An 18,999-nucleotide genomic window follows, 5' to 3' on the forward strand; every position below is an offset into this window, starting at 1 on the left:
CGCGGCGCGGACGGGGCGGTGTCACGGGCGGGCTGTGGCGGGACGGCTGTTGTACGCCTCCGCCCGCAGCGCCGGACGGCCTGCGGAGAGGGCCCGCGACGGCCAGGACACGCTGACGGTCTGTGCTTCTCCGGGCAGCAGCCACAGGTAGTTGTGGCTGTAGAGCGTCGGCAGCACGCGGTGACCGTTCGCCTCGTCCACCAGCGACAGCCGGACCATGGCGGCGACGGCCGAGCCGCGGTTGCGGACGGTGGCCGTCAGCGTGTGCCGGTCTCCGGAGCGGGACGTCTGCCCGGCCGAGACGGACACGTTCACCTTCCGGGCCTTGTCGAGTGCTTGCAGGGCGGCAGGGTCGCGGTAGCGCCAGTACGTGTTGCGGGACAGCTCCCTGCCGCCCGCGTCCGCCAGGGTCAGCCGGAGCAGGTGCAGGTCGGGCAGGTCGTCGCTCCAGCCGGCGGTGAACGCCTCGGCGGTGGCGGCCCGTTGTACGTCCACCTTCGCCGTCCTGCTCCTGCCGATCTCCAGGCCGGACAGGTCGTACAGCCCGGCGGTGACGGTGGCACCGTGGAGGTCCGCACGGGTGTGGTTGACCGCGAGGACCTGCCACTTCACCGGATCGGCCTGGACGTGCAGCGGTTCGCAGGCGGAACGGGCGCCGTAGTACGTGCCGTTGACGTCGAAGTCGTAGTCGTAGGTCTGCCAGACGGTGCTGTGCCAGGCCGGGTGGGACATCCACAGCATCAGGCCGGTGGCGTTGTCCCAGAGGTTGGCGTTCCAGGCCTCGAACATGGCGCGGGTGTTCTCGAAGTTGACGAACTGCGCCTTGCGGGCGAAGTCGTCCAGGCCGGTGGCCGTGCCGAGGCGGGCCTCGACGGCCGCCCTGTAGTTCTGCGGCGCCTGGTTCCCGCGCTCGCTCCAGTCGTGGTAGTACCAGGCGCCGCCGATGGGCCACTCCGGCTCGTCGCCCGTGAGGTTGCGCATGCTCGCCGCGGTGGAGACGACCGGCATGCCGATCTCGGTGTGGAAGCCGAAGTCCTTGCTGCCGTAGGTGTCGGGGTCGAAGTACTTCTCCGGCTCCACCCAGCCGTAGGGACCGCCGCCGGTGACGATGCCGCCCGCCGAGTTGTTCTGGTACAGCAGCCCGGGCACCTGCTGCTCGACGGCCTCGCGCATGCCCTTGTCGATCGCGGCCGGCGGGTTGCCCTCGTTCGCCCCGCACCAGACGGCCACACAGGGGTGGATGCGGTAACGCAGCACGGTGTCCCGGGCGATCGAGTTGAAGGCGTCGTGGTCCGGCGGGTCCATGCCCCAGGCGTTGGGGAAGTCGTTCCAGACGAGGATGCCGTGCCGGTCGCAGGCGGCGAAGAACTCCTCCCGGTCGCTGGTGCCGACCCAGTTGCGGATCATGGTGAAGTTCATGTCGCGGTGCATCCGCACGGCCGCGTCCATCCGCTCCGGCGGCATCCGGCGCAGCAGTTCGTCCCAGCCCCAGTTGCCGCCGCGGGCCAGTACCGGCACGCCGTTGACCGTGATCCGCAGCGGATCGGGGGCGTTCGACACGGACTTGACGTCGGTCCACTGTTCGCCGTCGGAGGACACTTGGATGACGTACGTCTTCGGGTACGCCGTCTCCCAGACGAGCGCCACCCGGTCGAAGGACTGCGCGGAGCCCAGGTCCACCTGGATCCACTGGTGGTCCTCGTACTGCGAGGACCAGCGGGTGCCCGGGTCGCCGTCGGTGGCGTTCGAGGCGGGGTGGTCGGACTCCTCGGTGGAGGCCGTCGCCGTCCGGTGCAGGGCGAGGTCGGTGCCTGGGCCGGTGCTGTCGATGACGCCGAGCGACCACAGCGAGTTGCCCCAACTGGTGTTGCGCAGCCCGCAGTCGATACGGACGTAGCGGGCCGTCCGTCGGTCGAAGTCCTCGACCTGGAGGCTGGCGTTGCCGTCGTTGAACGGCAGTGGCACGGCCGAGTTGTCCACCTGCCGCACGTCGGTCCACTCGGCGCCGTCGGCGGAGACCTGCACCACGAAGGTGCTGGCGTACGCCCGTTCCCAGGTGAGGTCGACCCGGTCGAAGGACTGTGCCGAGCCCAGGTCGACGCTGATCCATTGGTCGTCCTCGTAGGCCGAGGACCAGCGGGTGTCCGGGTCGCCGTCCGTCACGTTGGCCGGGCCGTGGTCGTCGCCGTCCGTGCTGGAGGCGTCGGCGGGCGCGTGCAGGGCGAGGTCGGTGGCCTGCCGGGCGCTGTCCCGCACGGCCAGGGTCCACAGCGAGCTGCCCCAGGCGGTGGCCCTGGTACGGCAGTTGACGCGGACGTGCCGGGCCTGCTGCCGGTCGAAGGCGACGGTCTGGGTGTACGCGTCGCCGGTCGCGGTGAACGGCAGCGGAACCCGGTACTCGTAGCCGAACTGGCGGATGCCGAAGCGGGTGGTGCGCCGGTCGCTCTCGGTGCCGTCGACCGACGCGGTGAGCGTGAGGTCGTGCAGGTCCGGCTCGCCCAGACCGTTCGGCCACCACAGCCGGGGGTTGCGCAGCCGCAGCTGCCGGAAGGCGTCGGGGGCGAGGACGACGTCGACGCTGCCGCCGGCCGGCACGGTGACCGCCTTGGACACCCGGACGTCGCCGAACGCCGCGGACACCGTCGCCGTGTGGTCCGTGGAATCTGCGTTGCGGACGGGGACGACGACGGTCAGCTCGGCGACGGACACGTCCGGCAGGTCCGGCAGGTACGTGTCCACGCGCGGGTCGCCGATGACGACCTGCCCGGTGGACCTGAGCCGGACGTGGTTCCAGATGCCCGCCGCCCGGTCGCGGACGGCCGGCATCCAGTCCCAGCCCGAAGAGGCCAGATAGGTGGGCGAGTTGAGGTTCATCTGCCCGGCGCCCGCGTCCACCCACGACTCGCCCAGGGGGCCCTTGTCGCCGGGGCTGCCGGGCACGGGCATCGGCGTGATCCGCACGGCGAGCGCGTTCGCGCCGTCCGCGGCGAGCAGCCGGGTCACGTCGTGGGAGGAGCGGGCGAACGGGTAGGTCAGGTCGCCGACATGCTCGCCGTTCAGCCAGATGCCGGCCTTGTGGTTGACGCCGTCGAACTCCAGCCAGATCCGGCGGCCGGACCCGGTGCGCAGACCCCGCGGCAGCTCGAAGTCCCGCTTGTACCACCAGGAGTGCCGCGACAGTGCCTCGGGGACGTGCAGGTTGTTCAGGCCGTACACCGGGTCGGGCAGCTTGCCCTGGTCCACGAGGGAGCCCAGGACCGTGCCGGGGACGGTGGCGGGCAGCCAGCCGCTCGTGTCGACGCCGGCCTTCGACAGGCCGGGACCGTCCGCGCCCGCCCAGTCGTCCAGGGTGAGCCGCCAGCCGGACTCCACCGGCACGGTGCCGTCGTCCGCCACGGTCAGTTCGGGTGCCGCGCCGTGCCGGGTGCCCCAGTCGGTCCAGCCCGTCGCCGGGGGACGGTGCCCCCGGGGGATGCCGTACACCTCGAAGCCGTTGAGGCCCAGCGGCAGGGGACCGGACCGCCTGCGGCACGTCATCCGCACCCAGCGCGCCGGGACCGGCCGGGGCAGCTGGACGTCCACCACTCCGCCGGTGCCGGCGGTCGTACGGTGGACGCTCGTCCAGGACTTCTCGTCGAGGGACGTCTCGATCAGGAAGTCGAGCGCGTAACTCGACAGGATCTCCTTGCCGGTGGTGCCGTCGGCCGGGTTCCCGGTGGCGGGCGGGGTGAACACCGGGTCGGCGGCGTCGGCTTCGAAGGCCAGGCGGATCCGGGTGACGTCGCACGCCGCCTGCAGGTCCACCGCGATCCACTGCGGGTCGCCGTCCCCGGCCCGCCAGCCGCTGCCCCGCACGCCGGGTGTGGAGAGCCGGTCGACGACGAAGGATCCCGGGGTGGCGGCGTAGGCGGTCGAGGAGACCGAGACGGGCCGGTGGAGCGCGAGTTCACGAGGCGTGGCGGGCGCGGCCGGGGTGCCGGTGGAGGCGGCGGCCGCGGCCGGCACCGGGAGCACCGAGCCGAGTCCGAACCCGGCCAGCAGGGTGGAGCCCGTCGCGACTATGGAACGCCGCGACGGACTGCGCGACGGATCCGGCTGATCGGTCATGATTCTGACGTCCCATCAGAAAACGGCGGAGCGAGCCGAATCGGCTCCGGATCGCCCCGCGTCGAGCACAATGACAACGTTGCCAAAGGCTGAGATGCTGGGAGCTTCCTGTCAAGACCTGATGCGGGGATTGACAGCTGCCCGGCAGGTGCGCGGCGCGGGTGAGGCCAGTGGCGGGTGCGGTTCCGACCTTCGCGTACGCGAAGCTCTTCGTGGATGGAGAGCGCGGGCGTACCTCCGGCGAGCCCGGTGCGGTCCGCGCCCGAACGCGGAGTGCCGACGTCGCCGGGTCGCCCGATGGGGTGGTGGTCACCGATGTGACGGCACGGCAGCGCACAAAGCGGGTAAAGCGAACCGAAGCGACGGACTTCGTACAACCCGGCGGTGGTCGAGGCGATGACAGTTACAGACGTGAATGAGCCTGGCCGCAGGCCGCCCGGCGCGTCGTGCCCCAGGGGTGCCGAGGGGTGGCCCGCGCCGTGACGGACACGCTGGACGTGCTCGCGCGGTACCTGGCCGCGGCCGGCGATCCGCCGCAGCTCCTCCCCGCACGTCAGCAGATGGCCTTCACGCTGGGGTTCCACATCATCCTGGTGCCCTTCGGTGTCGCGCTCACCACGCTGATGCTCATCGCCAACCACCGCGGTCTGCGCCGGGGCGACGCCGAGGCCCTGCTGCTGGCACGGCGCTGGTCCAAGGTCGCGGCCGTGCTGTTCGCCGTCGGCGCCATCACCGGCACCGTCCTCTCCTTCGAGCTGGGCATCCTCTGGCCCGGCCTGATGGGCCGGTTCGGCGCGGCCTTCGGCTTCCCCTTCGCGATCGAAGGGCTGTTCTTCTTCCTCGAAGCGATCTTCGTGTCGATCTACATCTACGGCTGGGACCGGCTGCCGCCGTGGGCGCACTTCTGGACAGGGGTGCCGGTGGCGCTGTCCAGCATCGGCGGCGCGGCCGCCGTCATCGCCGCCAACAGCTGGATGAACCAGCCCGGCGGATTCACGCTGCGGGACGGCCGGGTCGTCGCCGTACGGCCCGCCCAGGTCTTCTTCAACGGGGCCTTCTGGTGGGAGATGCTCCACATGCTGCTGGCCGCCTACATCGTCGCGGGCTTCGTGGTGGCGAGCGTCTACGCGGTGGGCATGCTGCGGGGCCGGACGTCCCGCTACCACCGCACCGGCTTCCTCATCGGGTTCGTCACCGCCGCCGTGGCGCTGCCCCTCCAGGTCATCGTCGGGGACACCATCGCCCGGTACGTCTTCCAGTCCGAGCCCGCCAAGTTCGCGGCCGTCGAACTGCTGCCGGCCACCGGCACCCACGTTCCCGAGACCCTGGGCGGCATCCTCGTCGACGGACGCGTCCGGTACGGGATCCCCGTGCCCGACATGGCGTCGCTGCTCGCCGGGTTCCGGCCCTCCACCCGCATCCGCGGGCTCGATGCGATCCCGGCCCGGGTACGCCCGTCCGACCAGGCCGTCAGCACCGTCCATCTCGCCTTCGACGTCATGGTGGGGCTGTCCTTCGCCCTGCTCGCGCTGGCCGTGTGGTTCGTCTGGCTGTGGTGGCGGCGTCACCCGATCGCGGAGCAGCGCTGGTTCCTGCGCTGCTGCGCGGTCAGCGGTCTCGCCGCGCTGGCGTGCCTGGAGACCGGCTGGATCGTCACCGAGGTGGGCCGCCAGCCCTGGACGGTCGTCGGGTACCTCCTGACCCGGGACGCGGCGACCACCCAGGGCAACCTGTGGTTCCTGTTCGCCGCGGTCCTCGTCATCTACGTGGCCGTGGGGGCGGGCGCCGCGACCGTGCTCCTCTCGATGAAACGCCGGTGGGAGGCCGAGGGCGGCGACAGTGTGGCCGTTCCCTACGGACCCGGTTCGGGCCCCGATCTCGCCGGCGTGCCCGCGGGAGCCGAGAAGTGATCGCGGACCTCGTCGCCGTCTTCCTGTTCATCGGCGTCATCGCCTACAGCCTGCTGGGCGGCGCCGACTTCGGTGCCGGCTTCTGGGACCTGACCGCGGGCGGAGCCGACCGGGGCCGGCAGCCGAGGCACCTGATCGACACCTCGCTCGGCCCGGTGTGGGAGGCCAACCACACGTGGCTGGTCTACTGCCTGGTGTTCCTGTGGTCGGGCTTCCCCACCGCGTTCACCGCCATCACCACCACGCTGTACCTCCCCCTGGGCATCGCCGCCCTGGGCATCGTCCTGCGCGGCGCCGGCTTCGCCTTCCGCAAGGCCACCCTGCGCACCGGTGAACAACGTGTGTACGGCGTCGCGTTCGCGGCGTCCTCCGTCCTGACTCCGTACTGCTTCGGCTCCATCGCCGGCGCAATCGCCTCCGGACGGGTGCCCACCGGGGGCGACGGCGCCCCCGTCGGCAGCTGGCTGAATCCCACATCGGCGCTCGGCGGCGTGCTGGCCGTCCTGGTCTGCGCCTACCTTGCCGCCGTCTACCTGAACGTCGCCGCCCGGCAGGAGCGTTCGCCCGCCCTGGAGCGTTACTTCCGCGACCGGGCCCTGCTCGCCTCGGTGCTGACCGGAGCCGTCAGCGTCGCGGGCATCTTCGTCCTCCGGCAGGACGCCCCTCGCCTGTTCCACCAGCTCAGCCACCGTGCCCTGGCGCTTGTCGTGCTCGCGGCGCTCTGCGGCGTCGCGACCGTGCTCCTGCTGCTCCGCGACCGCAGGAGGGGGCTGCGCGCACTCGCCACCGCGGCGGTCGCGCTGGTGGTCCTCGGCTGGGGCGTCGCCCAGTACCCCTACCTCCTCGGCACCCACCTGCAGATCGCCGCAGCGGCATCGCCGGACTCCACCCTGAAGGTGACGATCGGCGTGGCGATCGTCGCGGGGCTCCTCATCTTCCCCTCTCTCGCCCTCCTCTTCGTGCTCGCCGGAAGGGGACGACTCCAGCCGGCATCGCACGAGGGCGTCCCGGACCCGCCACCCCGCGATTCCTGAACTCGGCTCGGCTTCACCCCCGAGGCCCGCTGCACCCCGCTGTGACCAGGGAGTTCTCAGACCTTCCGGTAGGTGTACGCCTCGGCGGCCGCCGCCTCCACCGCGTCGAGGTCGGCCCCGGTGGTCGCCGTGACGACCGCGGCGACCGCGCCCTCGACGAACGGGGCGTCCACCAGGCGGGTTCCGTCCGGGAGTTCGTCGCCCTCGGCGAGCAGCGCCTTCACGGTGAGCACCGCGCTGCCCAGGTCGGTGAGGACGGCGACCCCCGCGCCCCGGTCCACGGACGCGGCGGCGGCGGCGATCAGCTCGGCGCTGGTGCCGAGCCCGCCGCCCTCGGTGCCGCCGGCCGGGGCGACCGGCACCGCCGAGGCGCCGCCCGCCAGTCCCTTGGCCAGCTCCGCGACGGACGCCGCGACCTCCGCGCTGTGCGACACCAGCACGATCCCGACCAGCTTGCCGTCACTCACCGGCTGCCTCCGCGAGTCCCGCGACGAGCAGCGCCGACGAGGTGGCCCCCGGGTCCTGGTGGCCGATGCTGCGCTCCCCGAGATAGCTCGCCCGGCCCTTGCGGGCCTGCAACGGGATCGTCGCCTCGGCGCCCTGCTCGGCGGCGGCCCGCGCCGCGCCGAAGCCGTCGCCGAGCGCGTCGACCGCCGGTACCAGGGCGTCGATCATCGTCTTGTCCCCGGGCGCGGCCCCGCCGAGCGCCATGACCTTGTCCACCCCGGCCCGCAGCGCCTCGGCCAGCTGGGCCTCACTGACCTCGGCCGCGTCGCCGAGCGCCTTCCCGGTGCTGCGCAGCAGTGTGCCGTACAGCGGCCCGGAGGCGCCGCCGACCGTGGAGATCAGCCGGCGTCCGGCGAGCGTCAGGACGGCACCCGGGGTGGCGGGGGCGTCCTTCTCCAGCGCGGCGGTCACCGCCTTGAACCCGCGCTGGAGGTTGCTGCCGTGGTCGGCGTCCCCGATGGGGGAGTCGAGGGCGGTGAGCCGCTCCGCCTCGCGGTCGACGGAGGCGGCGGTCGCCGCCATCCAGCGGCGGAAGAAGTCGGCGTCGAGCACTGGATCTCCTTGCGTAGCGGTACGGGCGCGGGTCGGAGTCGGTCGGTGCTGTCTCTCCCTCACATGCCCCAGCGCAGCGCCGGTGTCTTCACCGGCGCGTCCCACAGCCGCAGCAGTTCCTCGTCGACCTGGCAGAGCGTGACCGAGGCACCGGCCATGTCCAGGGAGGTGACGTAGTTGCCGACCAGTGTGCGGGCCACGCTCACCCCACGCTCGGCGAGCACCCGCTGGACCTCGGCGTTGAACCCGTACAGCTCTAGGAGCGGGGTCGCGCCCATGCCGTTGACCAGGACGAGGACCGGATTGCGCGGCGGCATGTCCTCCAGGACGGCGTTGACGGCGAAGTCGGCGATCTCGCCGGACGTCATCATGGCCCGCCGCTCCCGGCCCGGCTCGCCGTGGATGCCGATGCCCAACTCCAGCTCGCCCGACGGCAGATCGAAGGTCGGGGTGCCCTTGGCCGGAGTGGTGACGGCGCTCAGCGCGACACCGAAGCTGCGGGAGTTCTCGTTCACCTGGCGCCCGACGGCCTCCACCCGCTCCAGCGGCTGCCCCTCGGCGGCGGCCGCGCCGGCGATCTTCTCGACGAACAGGGTGGCGCCGGTGCCACGCCGGCCCGCGGTGTAGAGACTGTCGGTGACGGCCACGTCGTCGTTGACGAGCACCTTCGCGACCTGGATGCCCTCGTCCTCGGCGAGCTCGGCGGCCATGTCGAAGTTGAGCACGTCACCGGTGTAGTTCTTCACGATGAACAGGACGCCGGCCCCGCTGTCCACGGCTGCGGCGGCCCGGGCCATCTGGTCGGGGACGGGGGACGTGAACACCTCGCCAGGACAGGCGGCCGACAGCATCCCGGGACCCACGAATCCGCCGTGCAGCGGCTCGTGCCCGGAACCGCCGCCCGAGACCAGCGCGACCTGCCCGGCGACGGGTGCGTCCCGCCGTACGATCACCCGGTTCTCCACGTCCACGGTGAGGTCGGGATGGGCCGCCGCCATGCCCCGCAGCGCGTCCGCCACCACGGTCTCCGGAACGTTGATCAACATCCTCATGTGGTCCTCCGAGTAACGTTACCAGACTAGTATCTGACCTGCTTCTTTGCAGTTCAGGGCAGGTTTCGCCGGTTCTTGGCCGTGGCGCCCCGCAGCGGTCCGGAGCGGGTTCCGGTGAGGCTCGTGCCGGCTCCGTGCCGACTTTGGTGACTGTTCGTCAGGTGTGCGTGGGGGCCGGGACCGCGAGCGGCGTGGTTCTCCTGAGCGCAGTATCGACCTTGCGCGCGCGAAGGTCACCTGGGCGGGCTCGGGAAGCGCGCAGAGGGCCGATCAGCATACGAGGGCACGGCGAGGTCAAAACTCAAGCTTCGCTTGCCGTTTGTCCAGTCCGTCGGGGCTTGGCGTCGACCATTCGGAGCCGCTGCCCGGCCGGTGATCGTCCCGGCGTCATGTGGTCACCGCGCGCCGCAGGTCAATCGGATGCGGGCCGCAGACTGTTCATGAGCAGGCCGAGGGCGAACTCGAAGCGGTCGTGTCCGGTGCCGGAGATCAACTCGGCGGCATGGCGTCGAGTGTGCGGGAATCTCTCGGCAGGCAGTGCGGTGAAGCGGTCCAGCAACTCCTCGTGGCTGAGCACCCATTCCTGATCCTGGTGCCGGCGACGTTGCTGGACCAGCGACTGCTCCAGTGCATAGGCGCTGACGTAGAGGGACAGCGCGTCGCGGGCCCATCCGGCCGTCCTCGGTTCGATGCCGCCCGCGAGCAGGATCGCCAGGATTCCCTCGCCGACCCGCAGCGTCTCCAGGTTGGTCGACACCACGGCCAGCGCGGCGCGTGAGACTCCGGGGTATTTCAGGTACAGGTCGCGGATCTGTGTGTACACCCCGAGCAGTTGCTCGCGCCAGGCGGCCGGGTCCGGTGCGGGGAGCGCGACCTCGGCGTAGAGCCTGCCGATCAGCAGATCGTCGATGTCGTCCTTGTTGACGATGTGCGCGTACAGCGAGGACGGGCCGGTGCCGAGCACGGCGGCGACCCGGCGGATGGTCAGCGCGTCATACCCCTCGGTGGCGACGACTTCCAGGGCGGCGGCGGTGATCCGCTCGACGGTGATCGGCTTCTTGCGTGGTGCCGACGCGGCGTCCTCCGCCGCGGGTTGGGCGTGGCGGGCTGCGCGGCGTCGGCGGGGATCGGCGGGCATGCCGACCACTATAGCTTGACACGATCTAAGTTCGTTAACTAGAACTTAGATCGTCAGAACGAACAAAGTTCGTATCGGTGTTCCGGAGGTGTGTGATGCGAGTTTCCGTTGTCGGAGCCGGTCTGGGAGGTCTGGCTCTCGCGCAGGGTCTGCGCGGTGCCGGGATCGAGGCCGAGGTGTTCGAGCGCGACCCGGGGATCGCCGCGCGGTTCCAGGGCTACCGGCTCGTGCTGGACCCGATCGGGTTTCAGGCGGTGCGCGCCTGCCTGCCGACGCGCTGGCACGCGCTGCTGGACGAGATCGTCATGGACGCCTCCGCCGAGCAGCTGATCCTCGACCCGCGGCTGAACGAGATCGGCAGGCTCGGCGCGGGCCGGACCGGCATCGTGGTCGACCGGCAGGTGCTGCGGCACCTGTTGCTGACCGGCCTCACCGTGCACACCGATGCCGCGCTGACCGGCTACGACGTGCTGGCCGACGGCGATGTCCAAGCCAGGTTCGCCCGCCGCGCCCCGGCCACCGCCGACCTGCTCGTCGGTGCGGACGGCGTCACCTCCGCGGTCCGCGGGGTGTTGTCGCCGCAGACCACCCCGACCGACACCGGCGTCCGTTTCGTCATCGGCCGCACCCCGCTGACCGACGGGCTCGACGGCCTGTCCAAGGCCTACGGCTCGAAGATCGCGGGCGACGGCGTCAGCCTGCTGCTCGGCGCGATGCGCTTCCGTACCCCGCCGAAGCAGGCCGCCGAGCGACTGGCCCCCGAAGTCACGCTGCCCGACATCGGCGACTACGTGCGCTGGGCCATGATCCTGCCGCCGAACGGCTCGCTGGAGGACCTGACCGCGCAGGACGCCGTGCTGTCCAGGATGGAAGGCTGGCACCCGGAGCTGCGCGCGCTGATCGAGCAAGCCGACCCGGACAACAGCACGCTGCTGTCCATCCGGGTGGTCAAGCCCGGTGAGCGCTGGACGTCCGGCCCGGTCACGCTGCTCGGCGACGCGATCCACGCCACCTCCCCGACCGGTGGCAACGGCGCGAACACCGCGCTGCGCGACGCCGACCTGCTGCGCCGCTGCCTGATCGAGGCCGACGAAGGCCGCCGGGATCTGCTCAGCGCGGTCGACGACTACGAGCGGCAGATGTTCGAGTACGGCGCCGAGGCCGTGCGCAGCAGTCTGGAGAAGCTGCCGGCCTTCGCCCCCGCAGCGAAACTGTCCTGAGGCCGAAGTCCTCGGTCGGCAGGGACCCGTGGTCGGCGATCTCGCAACACGCTTGTGAATGGTGCCTCCTGAGGCGCCGCCGGCGAATCTGGCGGCAGGCCAACCGGGGCTTGCCCAGGCACTGGATGTGCGGGGCGCCCGTGCGCCGAAGGCCAGTTTCCGATCTTGCTCCGGGAAGGGCCCGGTCGTGGGAATGTGGGTTGCGTCTGTCGCGCGCATGCGTGTTACTTTGGCCTGCTTTGCTCCGATCGGAAGGAAAGCGGATGGACGTCCCCTCCCTGCACAGCCGGTTCCTCAGCGACGCGCTGCCCCGGATCCGGACGGATGCGCGCGTGGCAGGCGTGGCGATCACCGGGTCGATCGTGGGGGGCCGCCCCGACGTCTACTCGGACGTGGACCTGATCGTGGTCGTCGACGACGAGGCGTACGACGTGGTCATGCGGGAACGGCTGGCCTTGATCGGCTCCTGGACTTCCTTGGTGGCCGGATTCACCGGGGAGCATGTCGGTGAGCCGCGCGTGATCATCACGCTCGTCGGGCCGCCCCTCCTGCACGTCGACTTCAAGTTCGTCCGGGCCTCCGACTTCGCCGAGCGGACCGAGGACCCGGAGGTCCTGTGGGACCGGGACGGCCTGCTGGCCGTGGCCCTCGCCCAGCGGCCGCCGGCTGCTCAGCCTCTCGACCTCCAGTGGATCGAGGACCGGTTCTGGATCTGGGTGCACTACGGCGCCACGAAACTCGGCCGCGGTGAACTGTTCGAGACGATCGGCTTCCTCGCCTACCTGCGCGAGACCGTGCTCGGCCCCCTGGCCGCCCGCAGGGTGGGCGCGATGCCCCGCGGCGTACGCCACCTGGAGACCATCGCGCCCCAAGAGGCGCGTGACCTTCGGGCGACGCTGTGCGGCTACGACCGCCACGAGGCCGGACGGGCGCTCCTCGCCGCCGTCGATCTCTACCGCCGCTGGTCCGATGGCGGTGCAGCGGTCGTCGAACGCCGCCGCGATGCCGAGAAGCTCGCCGTGCAGTACCTCCACGGCGTGATCGACCAGGGCGCTGACTGAAGCGGGCCGACACGTGCGCCCGGTCGACTACCTCGCCGCCGCTGTCGGCTCCGGATGCTCGCTCCTTCCCGTCACCGGGTTCCGCAAGATCCGTCCGATGACGGGCCCTACGCGACCGTGAGCACGATCTTGCCCTGGATGTGTCCTTGGGCGGCGCGCTCGTGCGCCGCTCGGGCGTCCGCGAGCGGGAACGTGCTGTCGATCGCGACGCGGACCGTGCCCGCGTCGAGCAGGCGCCCGAGTTCGGCGAGCTGAGCGCCGTTTGCGCGCACCTGCGTGCCGGTGACGGTGACGCCCAGTCTCGCGTTCTCCTCGTGGTCGAACTCCCCGAAGTACACCGGGTGAAGGGCGCCGCCGCGCTTGAGGGTGGGCAGGAAGCGCCGGCTGGTGGGGCCTCCGACGGTGTCCAGGACGAGGTCGATGTCCCGGACGACGTCCTCGGGGCGCTCCTTGGTGTAGTCGATGAACTCGTCGGCGCCGAGCTCACGCAGGAACGTCTCGTGGGCGCCGGAGGCCACGGCGATGACGTGGGCGCCCTTCCACTTGGCCAACTGGAGGGCAAGGTGGCCCACGCCGCCGGCAGCGCCGTTGACGAGCACCGTGGTGTCGCTGTTCAGTGCCGCGGGGCGGTGCCTGTCCTCCTGGAACGGGGAGGGGTGATCGTGTCCGACCTCGATCAGGTACTGCCATGCCGTCAGTCCCGACATGGGCAGTCCGGCGGCGTGCGCGTGGTCGACGGTGGGCGGCTTGGGGGCGAGGTCGGCCGCCGGTGCGGTGACGTACTCGGCGTACGCACCGCTCTGCATCACGACAGGGAAGCGCAGCAGGCCGACCACCTCGTTCCCGACCGTGAAGTCATGGACGTCGGCGGCGGTGGCTTCCACGACACCTGAGATGTCGGTCCCCGGAACCAGGGGCAGGTCGAACGGGGGCCTGAACTCGGGAGGGATGCCGGGCATGCCCTCGCGTACGTACCAGTCGGGCGGGTTGAGGCCGACCGCGTGCACGCGGACGAGCACCTCGCCCGGCGCCGGTTCGGGAACCGCCACCGCCTCGTGACGCAGCACCTCGGGGCCGCCGAACTCGTGCAGCCGGATCGCCTTCATCGTCTGGGTCGGCATCGTTCTCCTCCTGCCCGCATCGCGGGATACGCTTATTCGGATCGGTGATCCGTATAAGTGGATCGCTGATCCGAATATATGGATCAGTGAACCGTTTAGTCAAGCGAGGGGACCGATGCGGGCTGACGCCAAGAGGAATCGCGACCACCTGCTCACCGTGGCGGGCGCCGCCGTCGCCGAGCAGGGCATCGACGTGTCGATGCGCGACGTCGCGCGCAGGGCCGATGTCGGGCTCGCGACGCTGCTGCGGCACTTCCCGACGCGCGAGGCACTGCTGGAGGCTCTGCTCCACACGAGCTTCGACGAGCTGACAGCCAAAGCGAGTGAGCTCGAGCTGTCGAACGCAGTCGAAGACGCTCTCGTCTCGTGGGTCCGCGACTGCGTTGCGTGGACAACCGAGTACCGAGGGGTGACGGTGCTGATGGCGGCCGCCATCGACGACCCCGAATCCGCACTGCACGCTTCGTGCGTCACGCTGCGCGCAGCCGGTGCCCGGCTCCTGGCCCGGGCTCGGAACGCAGGGGTGGCGCGGAGCGACATCGATGGCGACGACCTGTTCGCGCTGATTGCCATGCTCGCCTGGGCCGGTGATCAACCCGCGCTCGCGCACCGCGCCGACCACCTTTTCGACATCGTCGCGAGCGCCCTTCTGACGCGCCCGGGCGGCAGCCAGGACAGGGGTGTGACCACGAAGGGGGAAACCGCCGATCATCGGTAGGCAGGCACGGCGCGCCCCGGCGGCACGCCCGCCGATGCGCGAGGCTGCTTCCTCGGACCGGCCGCGGGCGCCCACCGGCCGGCCGCACTACCTCATCGCCCGACGGTCGCATGGGGAACCGGGCCGACTGCCCCTCCAGCGGGAATCAGGTGTCGGTGTCGGGGCGTGACGCGTCGATCTCCTTCAGTGACGTGCCTCGTCGGGCCCACCCGGACGCGCGGCCGGTGTCCAGCGCGGGTCTCTGCCACTGAGGGCCAGCGCGCGGTCGAGGACGGGTGTGTCCGCGTCCTGGTGCACTTCGTCGCCCAGCAGGCCGAGCCCGCGCATGCGGGGTGCTTCACGCGCGTATGTCGCGAACGCGGCCTCGGCCAACGACGCGGGAATGGTGCACCGTTGCCCGGTGGCTGCCGTCGTGTCCCAGGCGTGGACGGTGAATTCGGCGATCAGGATCCCGCCGAGCGCGGTCGCGGGCATGGGCGGTCCGCCGAGGCCGGCCTCTCCCTCCCACGCCGCAGGCCGGGACCAGGCCCTGGCCGCCGGTTCCGCACTGTCGGCCAGGAGCAGTGCCCACTCGGACTCCGGCCGTCCGGCGAGCAGGGGCACCGGGTTCGCGGTCAGCAGGCTCGGATCCGGTGCCGTGTGGTTGCCCACGTCTCTCGTCATCAACAGCATCATGGTGATGTGATTGACGAGGTCCCTCACCGTCCACGCCGAACACGGCGTCGGGTTGCCGTACTGGTCGACCGCTGCACCGCGGACAGCGTCCACGACCAGACCGATGCTCTGCGTCAACTCCTCCGCCCTCGTCGTCGGCGGCATGCGGCATCCCTCCTTTGTCACGTAGGGCGTCGGCTCAGTCGATGAAGACGCTCCACGCGGTGGCGTTGAGGTTGTCGGCGAGGAAGATGTCGGTCCCTCCCAGACGCTGCTCCCAGGACGGCATGAGTTCCGCCGCGCGGGCGGTGACCGCATCCATCCAGACCTTGATCTCCGCCTGCTTGTTGTTCGCCGGCACCTTGGCGGCGGTCGCGGCTTCCTTCAAGTCGACCGTGCGCAGTGCCTCGGTGGCAGCGGCGCGCAGGTCCCGTATGTACTCCCGGTTCGTCGCCACGTCCTCCGGCGTGCCGGGCAGAGCCATGTGGCCGGTGACGATGGTCTCGTAGTCGTACTCCAGCAACTGGTCCATGGCGTCGTAGTACGCGGGCACATGTGCGGAGAAGTACAGGCGGAAGAACGGCGCGCTCTTCGGGCTGAAGCTGTCCATCGCTCCCATGAGCTTCAGCTCCGGCAGGTGGATGAACAGGTTGCCGGCCTGGTGCCAGTCTCCCGTGTAGTCGAGGACGAACCGTACGCCGTCGATGTCCATCTCCTTGCGTCGGCCGCTGAAGGTCTCGGTGGGCAGCGGGCGCCGGTCGTCGTCCTTGACCTCCTTGATGAAGTCGCCGGTGATCTCATGGGCGATGATCTTCAGGCCGTCCCGCTTCACCAGGTGAGCCGCCCCGATGTGGTCGGCGTGCGCGTGGCTGTAGATCAGGTGGGTGACCGGCTTGGGGGTGACCGACTCGATCGCCTCCAGCAGTCTGTCCCCGAGGAACGGTGAGGCGTCCACGAGGACGACCCCGTTCTTCGTCTCCACGAACATCGTGTTGATCATCCCCTGGGTGACGAAGTGGGCACCGCCGCCCAGGTCCTCGACGACATACCCGGACTCCGGGATGTCCGGGCCCAGGGCGAAGTCGGGCACAGGCGCGAACTCGGTCATGGTGATCTCCTTCGGGTGTCCTCCGGCTTCCCTGCCGGAGAAGATCGTCCCTTTTCGGCCAGCATGACCTGTTGTGCGGGTGTGTGGACGGCCCAGGGGTGCCCTGCCGAACCTAGGTCTGACTGGTCCACCTTCACCGGCCGGTCACGCTGCCGCGGGTACCAGACTGGCCGCATGAACCACAATGGCGAACTGGGTGACTTCCTGCGCTCGCGCCGGGCCCGGCTGCATCCCGAGGACGCGGGAGCGGCCTTCGGTGGCGGCGCGCGCCGGGTACCCGGACTGCGCCGCGAAGAGGTCGCCCACCTGGCCGGCGTGAGTACCGACTACTACGCCCGCCTCGAACAGGGCCGGCACCCCCACGTCTCGGAGACCGTACTGGAAGCGGTGGCCCGCGCCCTGCGCCTCGACGACACCGAACGCGGCTACCTCTTCGAACTCGCCCGGCCCAGGACACCCGGCCGGCGCCGTCCTGTCCGCGCACCGCGCGTGCGGCAGCCGATCCACCAGATGCTGGAGGCCCTGAACGACGTCTCGCCGGCCGTCGTCGTCAACCACCGCAGCGACGTCCTGGGCGCCAACCACCTGGCCAGAGCGCTGATCACGGACTTCGACGCGCTGCCCCACCGAGACCGCAACCTCGCCCGTTACGTCCTGCTGCATCCCGCCGCCCGTGACCTGTTCCAGGACTGGGACCGGGTTGCGCAGACCTTCGTCGCAAGTCTGCGGCTGGCCGCCGGACGCCATCCCGACGACCGCCTGCTGAACGAACTCGTCGGGGAGCTGTCCGTCAAGGTTCCCGAGTTCGCCACCTGGTGGGCCGGGCACCGCGTGGACCAGTGCGCCCACGGCACCCGGCGCCTCGTTCACCCCGTGGTCGGTGAACTCACTCTCTCCTACGAGACGTTGGCCCTGCCCGCCGACCCGGACCAGAGCATCGTGCTCTACACCGCCGAACCCGGCTCCGCGTCCGCGGAGACGCTCCGGCTGCTCGCCAGTTGGACCACACCGGCGAGCGCACCTGAGGCCGCCCCCTCCCAGGCACCGTCCAACGGATGAGGAACCGGCCGCCGATCACTGACCAGGAACGTGAGGACATGACATCCAAGCTCATCCAGACTCCCTTCGGCGAAGAGTCGACGGCCGCCGAGGTCATCGAAGGCGTCGACCTCTCCGGCAGGCACGCGGTCGTCACCGGCGCCGCCTCGGGGCTCGGTGCCGAGACCGCCCGCGCGCTCGCCGGCGCCGGTGCCTCGGTCACCCTCGCGGTCCGCAACACGGACGCCGGCGAGCGCACCGCGACCGACATCCGCAAGGCCACCGGTAACGACGCCGTCCAGGTCGGCCGCCTGGACCTCGCCGACAAGGCGTCGATCAGCGCCTTCACGAGTGCCTGGTCCGGGCCGCTGCACATTCTGGTCAACAACGCCGGAGTGATGGCACTGCCCACGCTCGAGCGCACACCGGACGGCTGGGAGCTGCAGTTCGCGTCCAATCATCTCGGTCACTTCGCGCTGGCACTCGGTCTCCACGACGCGCTGGCGGCAGCGGGCAACGCACGGATCGTGTCGCTGAGTTCCCGCGGCCACCACGCCTCGCCGGTCGAGTTCGACGACATCAACTTCACCTCCCGTGCGTACGATCCGTGGCTCGCCTACGGTCAGTCCAAGACCGCCAACGTTCTGTTCGCGGTCGGTGCCACCAACCTGTGGGCCGCCGACGGGATCACCGCCAACGCCGTTCATCCCGGCGTGATCATGTCGACGAATTTGTCCCGCTACATGGATCCGGAGCAGGCCGCGCAGTTGCGCGCCGCCGAGGCGGCCGGGGAGACCGGGTCGATCCAGGGCGCGCCGTTCCGGTTCAAGACGATCGCCCAGGGCGCCGCGACGAGCGTGCTGGTCGCGACGTCCCCCGAACTGGAGGGCGTCGGAGGCCGCTACTTCGAGGACTGCAACGAGGCCGAGAAGCTGACGCCCGAGGCCGTGGGATCCTCCCCCGGGGGCGTGGCTCCCTACGCGCTCGACCCGACCGCCGCCGAGCGCCTGTGGGCACTGTCGCGCACCGCGTTGAGCGCATAGGCCCTCGGACGTCGGCCTGGCCCTTGGACGTCAACTCAAGGGTGCCTCGGCGGAACTGAGCTCTCCTGTGCCCGCCGGGGCACTCCAGGCGGCGAGCACGCGGAGCGTCTCCGCAGAGGCCGAACCGGGTTCCGCGGTGTAGAGGCAGACACCCAGGTCAGGGTCGGCGGGCAGGGCCAGAATCTCGTAGGAGAGGGTGAGTTCGCCGACGACGGGATGGCGGAGGCGTCGGGTGCCGTGGGCGCACTGGTCCACGCGGTGCCCGGCCCACCAGGTGGCGAACTCGGGAACCTTGACGGACAGCTCCCCGACGAGTTCGTTCAGCAGGCGGTCGTCGGGATGGCGTCCGGCGGCCAGCCGCAGACTTGCGACGATCGCTTCCGCGATGTCGTCCCAGTCCTGGTACAGGTCGCGGGCGGCGGGATGCAGCAGGACGTAACGGGCGAGGTTGCGGTCTCGGTGGGGCAGCGCGTCGAAATCCGTGATCAGCGCTTTGGCGAGACGGTTGACCGCCAGGACGTCGCAACGGTGATCGAGGACCAGGGCCGGCGAGACGTCGTTGAGGACGTCCAGCATCTGGTGGATCGCCGGACGCAGTCGGGGTACCGCAGCCGGACGGCGCCGGCTGGGGCCGGGGGACTTGGGCCGGGCGAGTTCGAAGAGGTAGCCGCGTTCGGTGTCGTCGAGGCGCAGGGCGCGGGCCACCGCTTCCAGTACGGTCTCCGAGACGTGGGGG

16 protein-coding genes are annotated in these 18,999 nt (G+C 70.8%); 7 read left to right on the plus strand and 9 right to left on the minus strand.

Going from position 1 to position 18,999, the window contains the following annotated elements; all coding sequences use genetic code 11:
- Positions 1-21: 21 nt before the first annotated feature.
- Positions 22-4,107: a discoidin domain-containing protein gene (locus ABT137_RS48045; protein ID WP_351719752.1), complete on the minus strand. Its 4,086-nt coding sequence runs from the start codon at positions 4,105-4,107 to the stop codon at positions 22-24.
- 479 nt (positions 4,108-4,586) lie between these two features.
- On the opposite strand from ABT137_RS48045, the gene ABT137_RS48050 reads away from it, so the two are divergent.
- On the plus strand, positions 4,587-6,017 hold the full coding sequence (locus ABT137_RS48050) for a cytochrome ubiquinol oxidase subunit I (RefSeq protein WP_351719754.1): 1,431 nt from the start codon (positions 4,587-4,589) through the stop codon (positions 6,015-6,017).
- Positions 6,017-7,051 (plus strand): cytochrome d ubiquinol oxidase subunit II, encoded by a 1,035-nt coding sequence (locus ABT137_RS48055; RefSeq protein ID WP_502984709.1) that lies wholly within the window; start codon positions 6,017-6,019, stop codon positions 7,049-7,051. Before ABT137_RS48050 ends, ABT137_RS48055 begins: the two co-directional genes overlap by 1 nt.
- 56 nt (positions 7,052-7,107) lie before the next feature.
- Here the strand turns inward: ABT137_RS48055 and ABT137_RS48060 are convergent, their stop codons facing one another.
- From ABT137_RS48060 to ABT137_RS48075, 4 genes are all read right to left on the minus strand, one after another.
- Entirely contained in the window at positions 7,108-7,518 is a 411-nt protein-coding gene (locus tag ABT137_RS48060; protein WP_351719759.1) for a PTS-dependent dihydroxyacetone kinase phosphotransferase subunit DhaM, read from the minus strand.
- The gene (gene dhaL / locus ABT137_RS48065; protein WP_351719762.1) at positions 7,511-8,110 is read right to left on the minus strand and encodes a dihydroxyacetone kinase subunit DhaL; all 600 of its coding nucleotides are present in this window, start codon (positions 8,108-8,110) and stop codon (positions 7,511-7,513) included. The genes ABT137_RS48060 and dhaL overlap by 8 nt, the downstream gene beginning before the upstream one ends.
- A 59-nt stretch (positions 8,111-8,169) precedes the next feature.
- Entirely contained in the window at positions 8,170-9,162 is a 993-nt protein-coding gene (gene dhaK, locus ABT137_RS48070; RefSeq protein WP_351719764.1) for a dihydroxyacetone kinase subunit DhaK, read from the minus strand.
- 412 nt (positions 9,163-9,574) lie between these two features.
- Complete coding sequence (locus ABT137_RS48075) at positions 9,575-10,300, minus strand: TetR/AcrR family transcriptional regulator (RefSeq protein WP_351719766.1); 726 nt, start codon at positions 10,298-10,300, stop codon at positions 9,575-9,577.
- 95 nt (positions 10,301-10,395) lie between these two features.
- Between ABT137_RS48075 and ABT137_RS48080 the strand changes: the two genes are divergently transcribed.
- Both ABT137_RS48080 and ABT137_RS48085 read left to right on the plus strand, forming a co-directional pair.
- Positions 10,396-11,520 carry an FAD-dependent oxidoreductase gene (locus ABT137_RS48080; RefSeq protein ID WP_351719768.1) on the plus strand — a complete coding sequence of 375 codons (1,125 nt, stop codon included), beginning with the start codon at positions 10,396-10,398 and terminating at the stop codon, positions 11,518-11,520.
- A gap of 263 nt (positions 11,521-11,783) precedes the next feature.
- Entirely contained in the window at positions 11,784-12,581 is a 798-nt protein-coding gene (locus tag ABT137_RS48085; RefSeq protein WP_351719770.1) for a nucleotidyltransferase domain-containing protein, read from the plus strand.
- 107 nt (positions 12,582-12,688) lie between these two features.
- Here ABT137_RS48085 and ABT137_RS48090 read toward each other — a convergent pair whose 3' ends face one another.
- On the minus strand, positions 12,689-13,702 hold the full coding sequence (locus ABT137_RS48090; RefSeq protein WP_351719773.1) for an NADP-dependent oxidoreductase: 1,014 nt from the start codon (positions 13,700-13,702) through the stop codon (positions 12,689-12,691).
- Between the two features lie 115 nt (positions 13,703-13,817).
- Here ABT137_RS48090 and ABT137_RS48095 point away from each other — a divergent pair, with 115 nt between their 5' ends.
- Positions 13,818-14,420, plus strand: coding sequence for a TetR/AcrR family transcriptional regulator (locus tag ABT137_RS48095; RefSeq protein WP_351719775.1), 603 nt, complete (start codon positions 13,818-13,820; stop codon positions 14,418-14,420).
- Positions 14,421-14,603: 183 nt separating this feature from the next.
- Here ABT137_RS48095 and ABT137_RS48100 read toward each other — a convergent pair whose 3' ends face one another.
- Entirely contained in the window at positions 14,604-15,239 is a 636-nt protein-coding gene (locus ABT137_RS48100) for a TIGR03086 family metal-binding protein (protein WP_351719776.1), read from the minus strand.
- Between the two features lie 34 nt (positions 15,240-15,273).
- Positions 15,274-16,182: an MBL fold metallo-hydrolase gene (locus ABT137_RS48105; protein WP_351719778.1), complete on the minus strand. Its 909-nt coding sequence runs from the start codon at positions 16,180-16,182 to the stop codon at positions 15,274-15,276.
- Positions 16,183-16,356: 174 nt separating this feature from the next.
- Here ABT137_RS48105 and ABT137_RS48110 point away from each other — a divergent pair, with 174 nt between their 5' ends.
- Positions 16,357-17,241 carry a helix-turn-helix transcriptional regulator gene (locus ABT137_RS48110; RefSeq protein WP_351719780.1) on the plus strand — a complete coding sequence of 295 codons (885 nt, stop codon included), beginning with the start codon at positions 16,357-16,359 and terminating at the stop codon, positions 17,239-17,241.
- A gap of 38 nt (positions 17,242-17,279) precedes the next feature.
- Complete coding sequence (locus tag ABT137_RS48115) at positions 17,280-18,263, plus strand: SDR family NAD(P)-dependent oxidoreductase (RefSeq protein ID WP_351719783.1); 984 nt, start codon at positions 17,280-17,282, stop codon at positions 18,261-18,263.
- A 30-nt stretch (positions 18,264-18,293) separates the two neighbouring features.
- On the opposite strand, the gene ABT137_RS48120 is transcribed toward ABT137_RS48115, so the two are convergent.
- Positions 18,294-18,999, minus strand: a 706-nt coding sequence (locus ABT137_RS48120) for an MmyB family transcriptional regulator (RefSeq protein WP_351719785.1), incomplete at its 5' end; no start/stop codon positions are given.

This window comes from Streptomyces sp. NPDC001980, assembly GCF_040296885.1.
GTDB lineage: Bacteria > Actinomycetota > Actinomycetes > Streptomycetales > Streptomycetaceae > Streptomyces.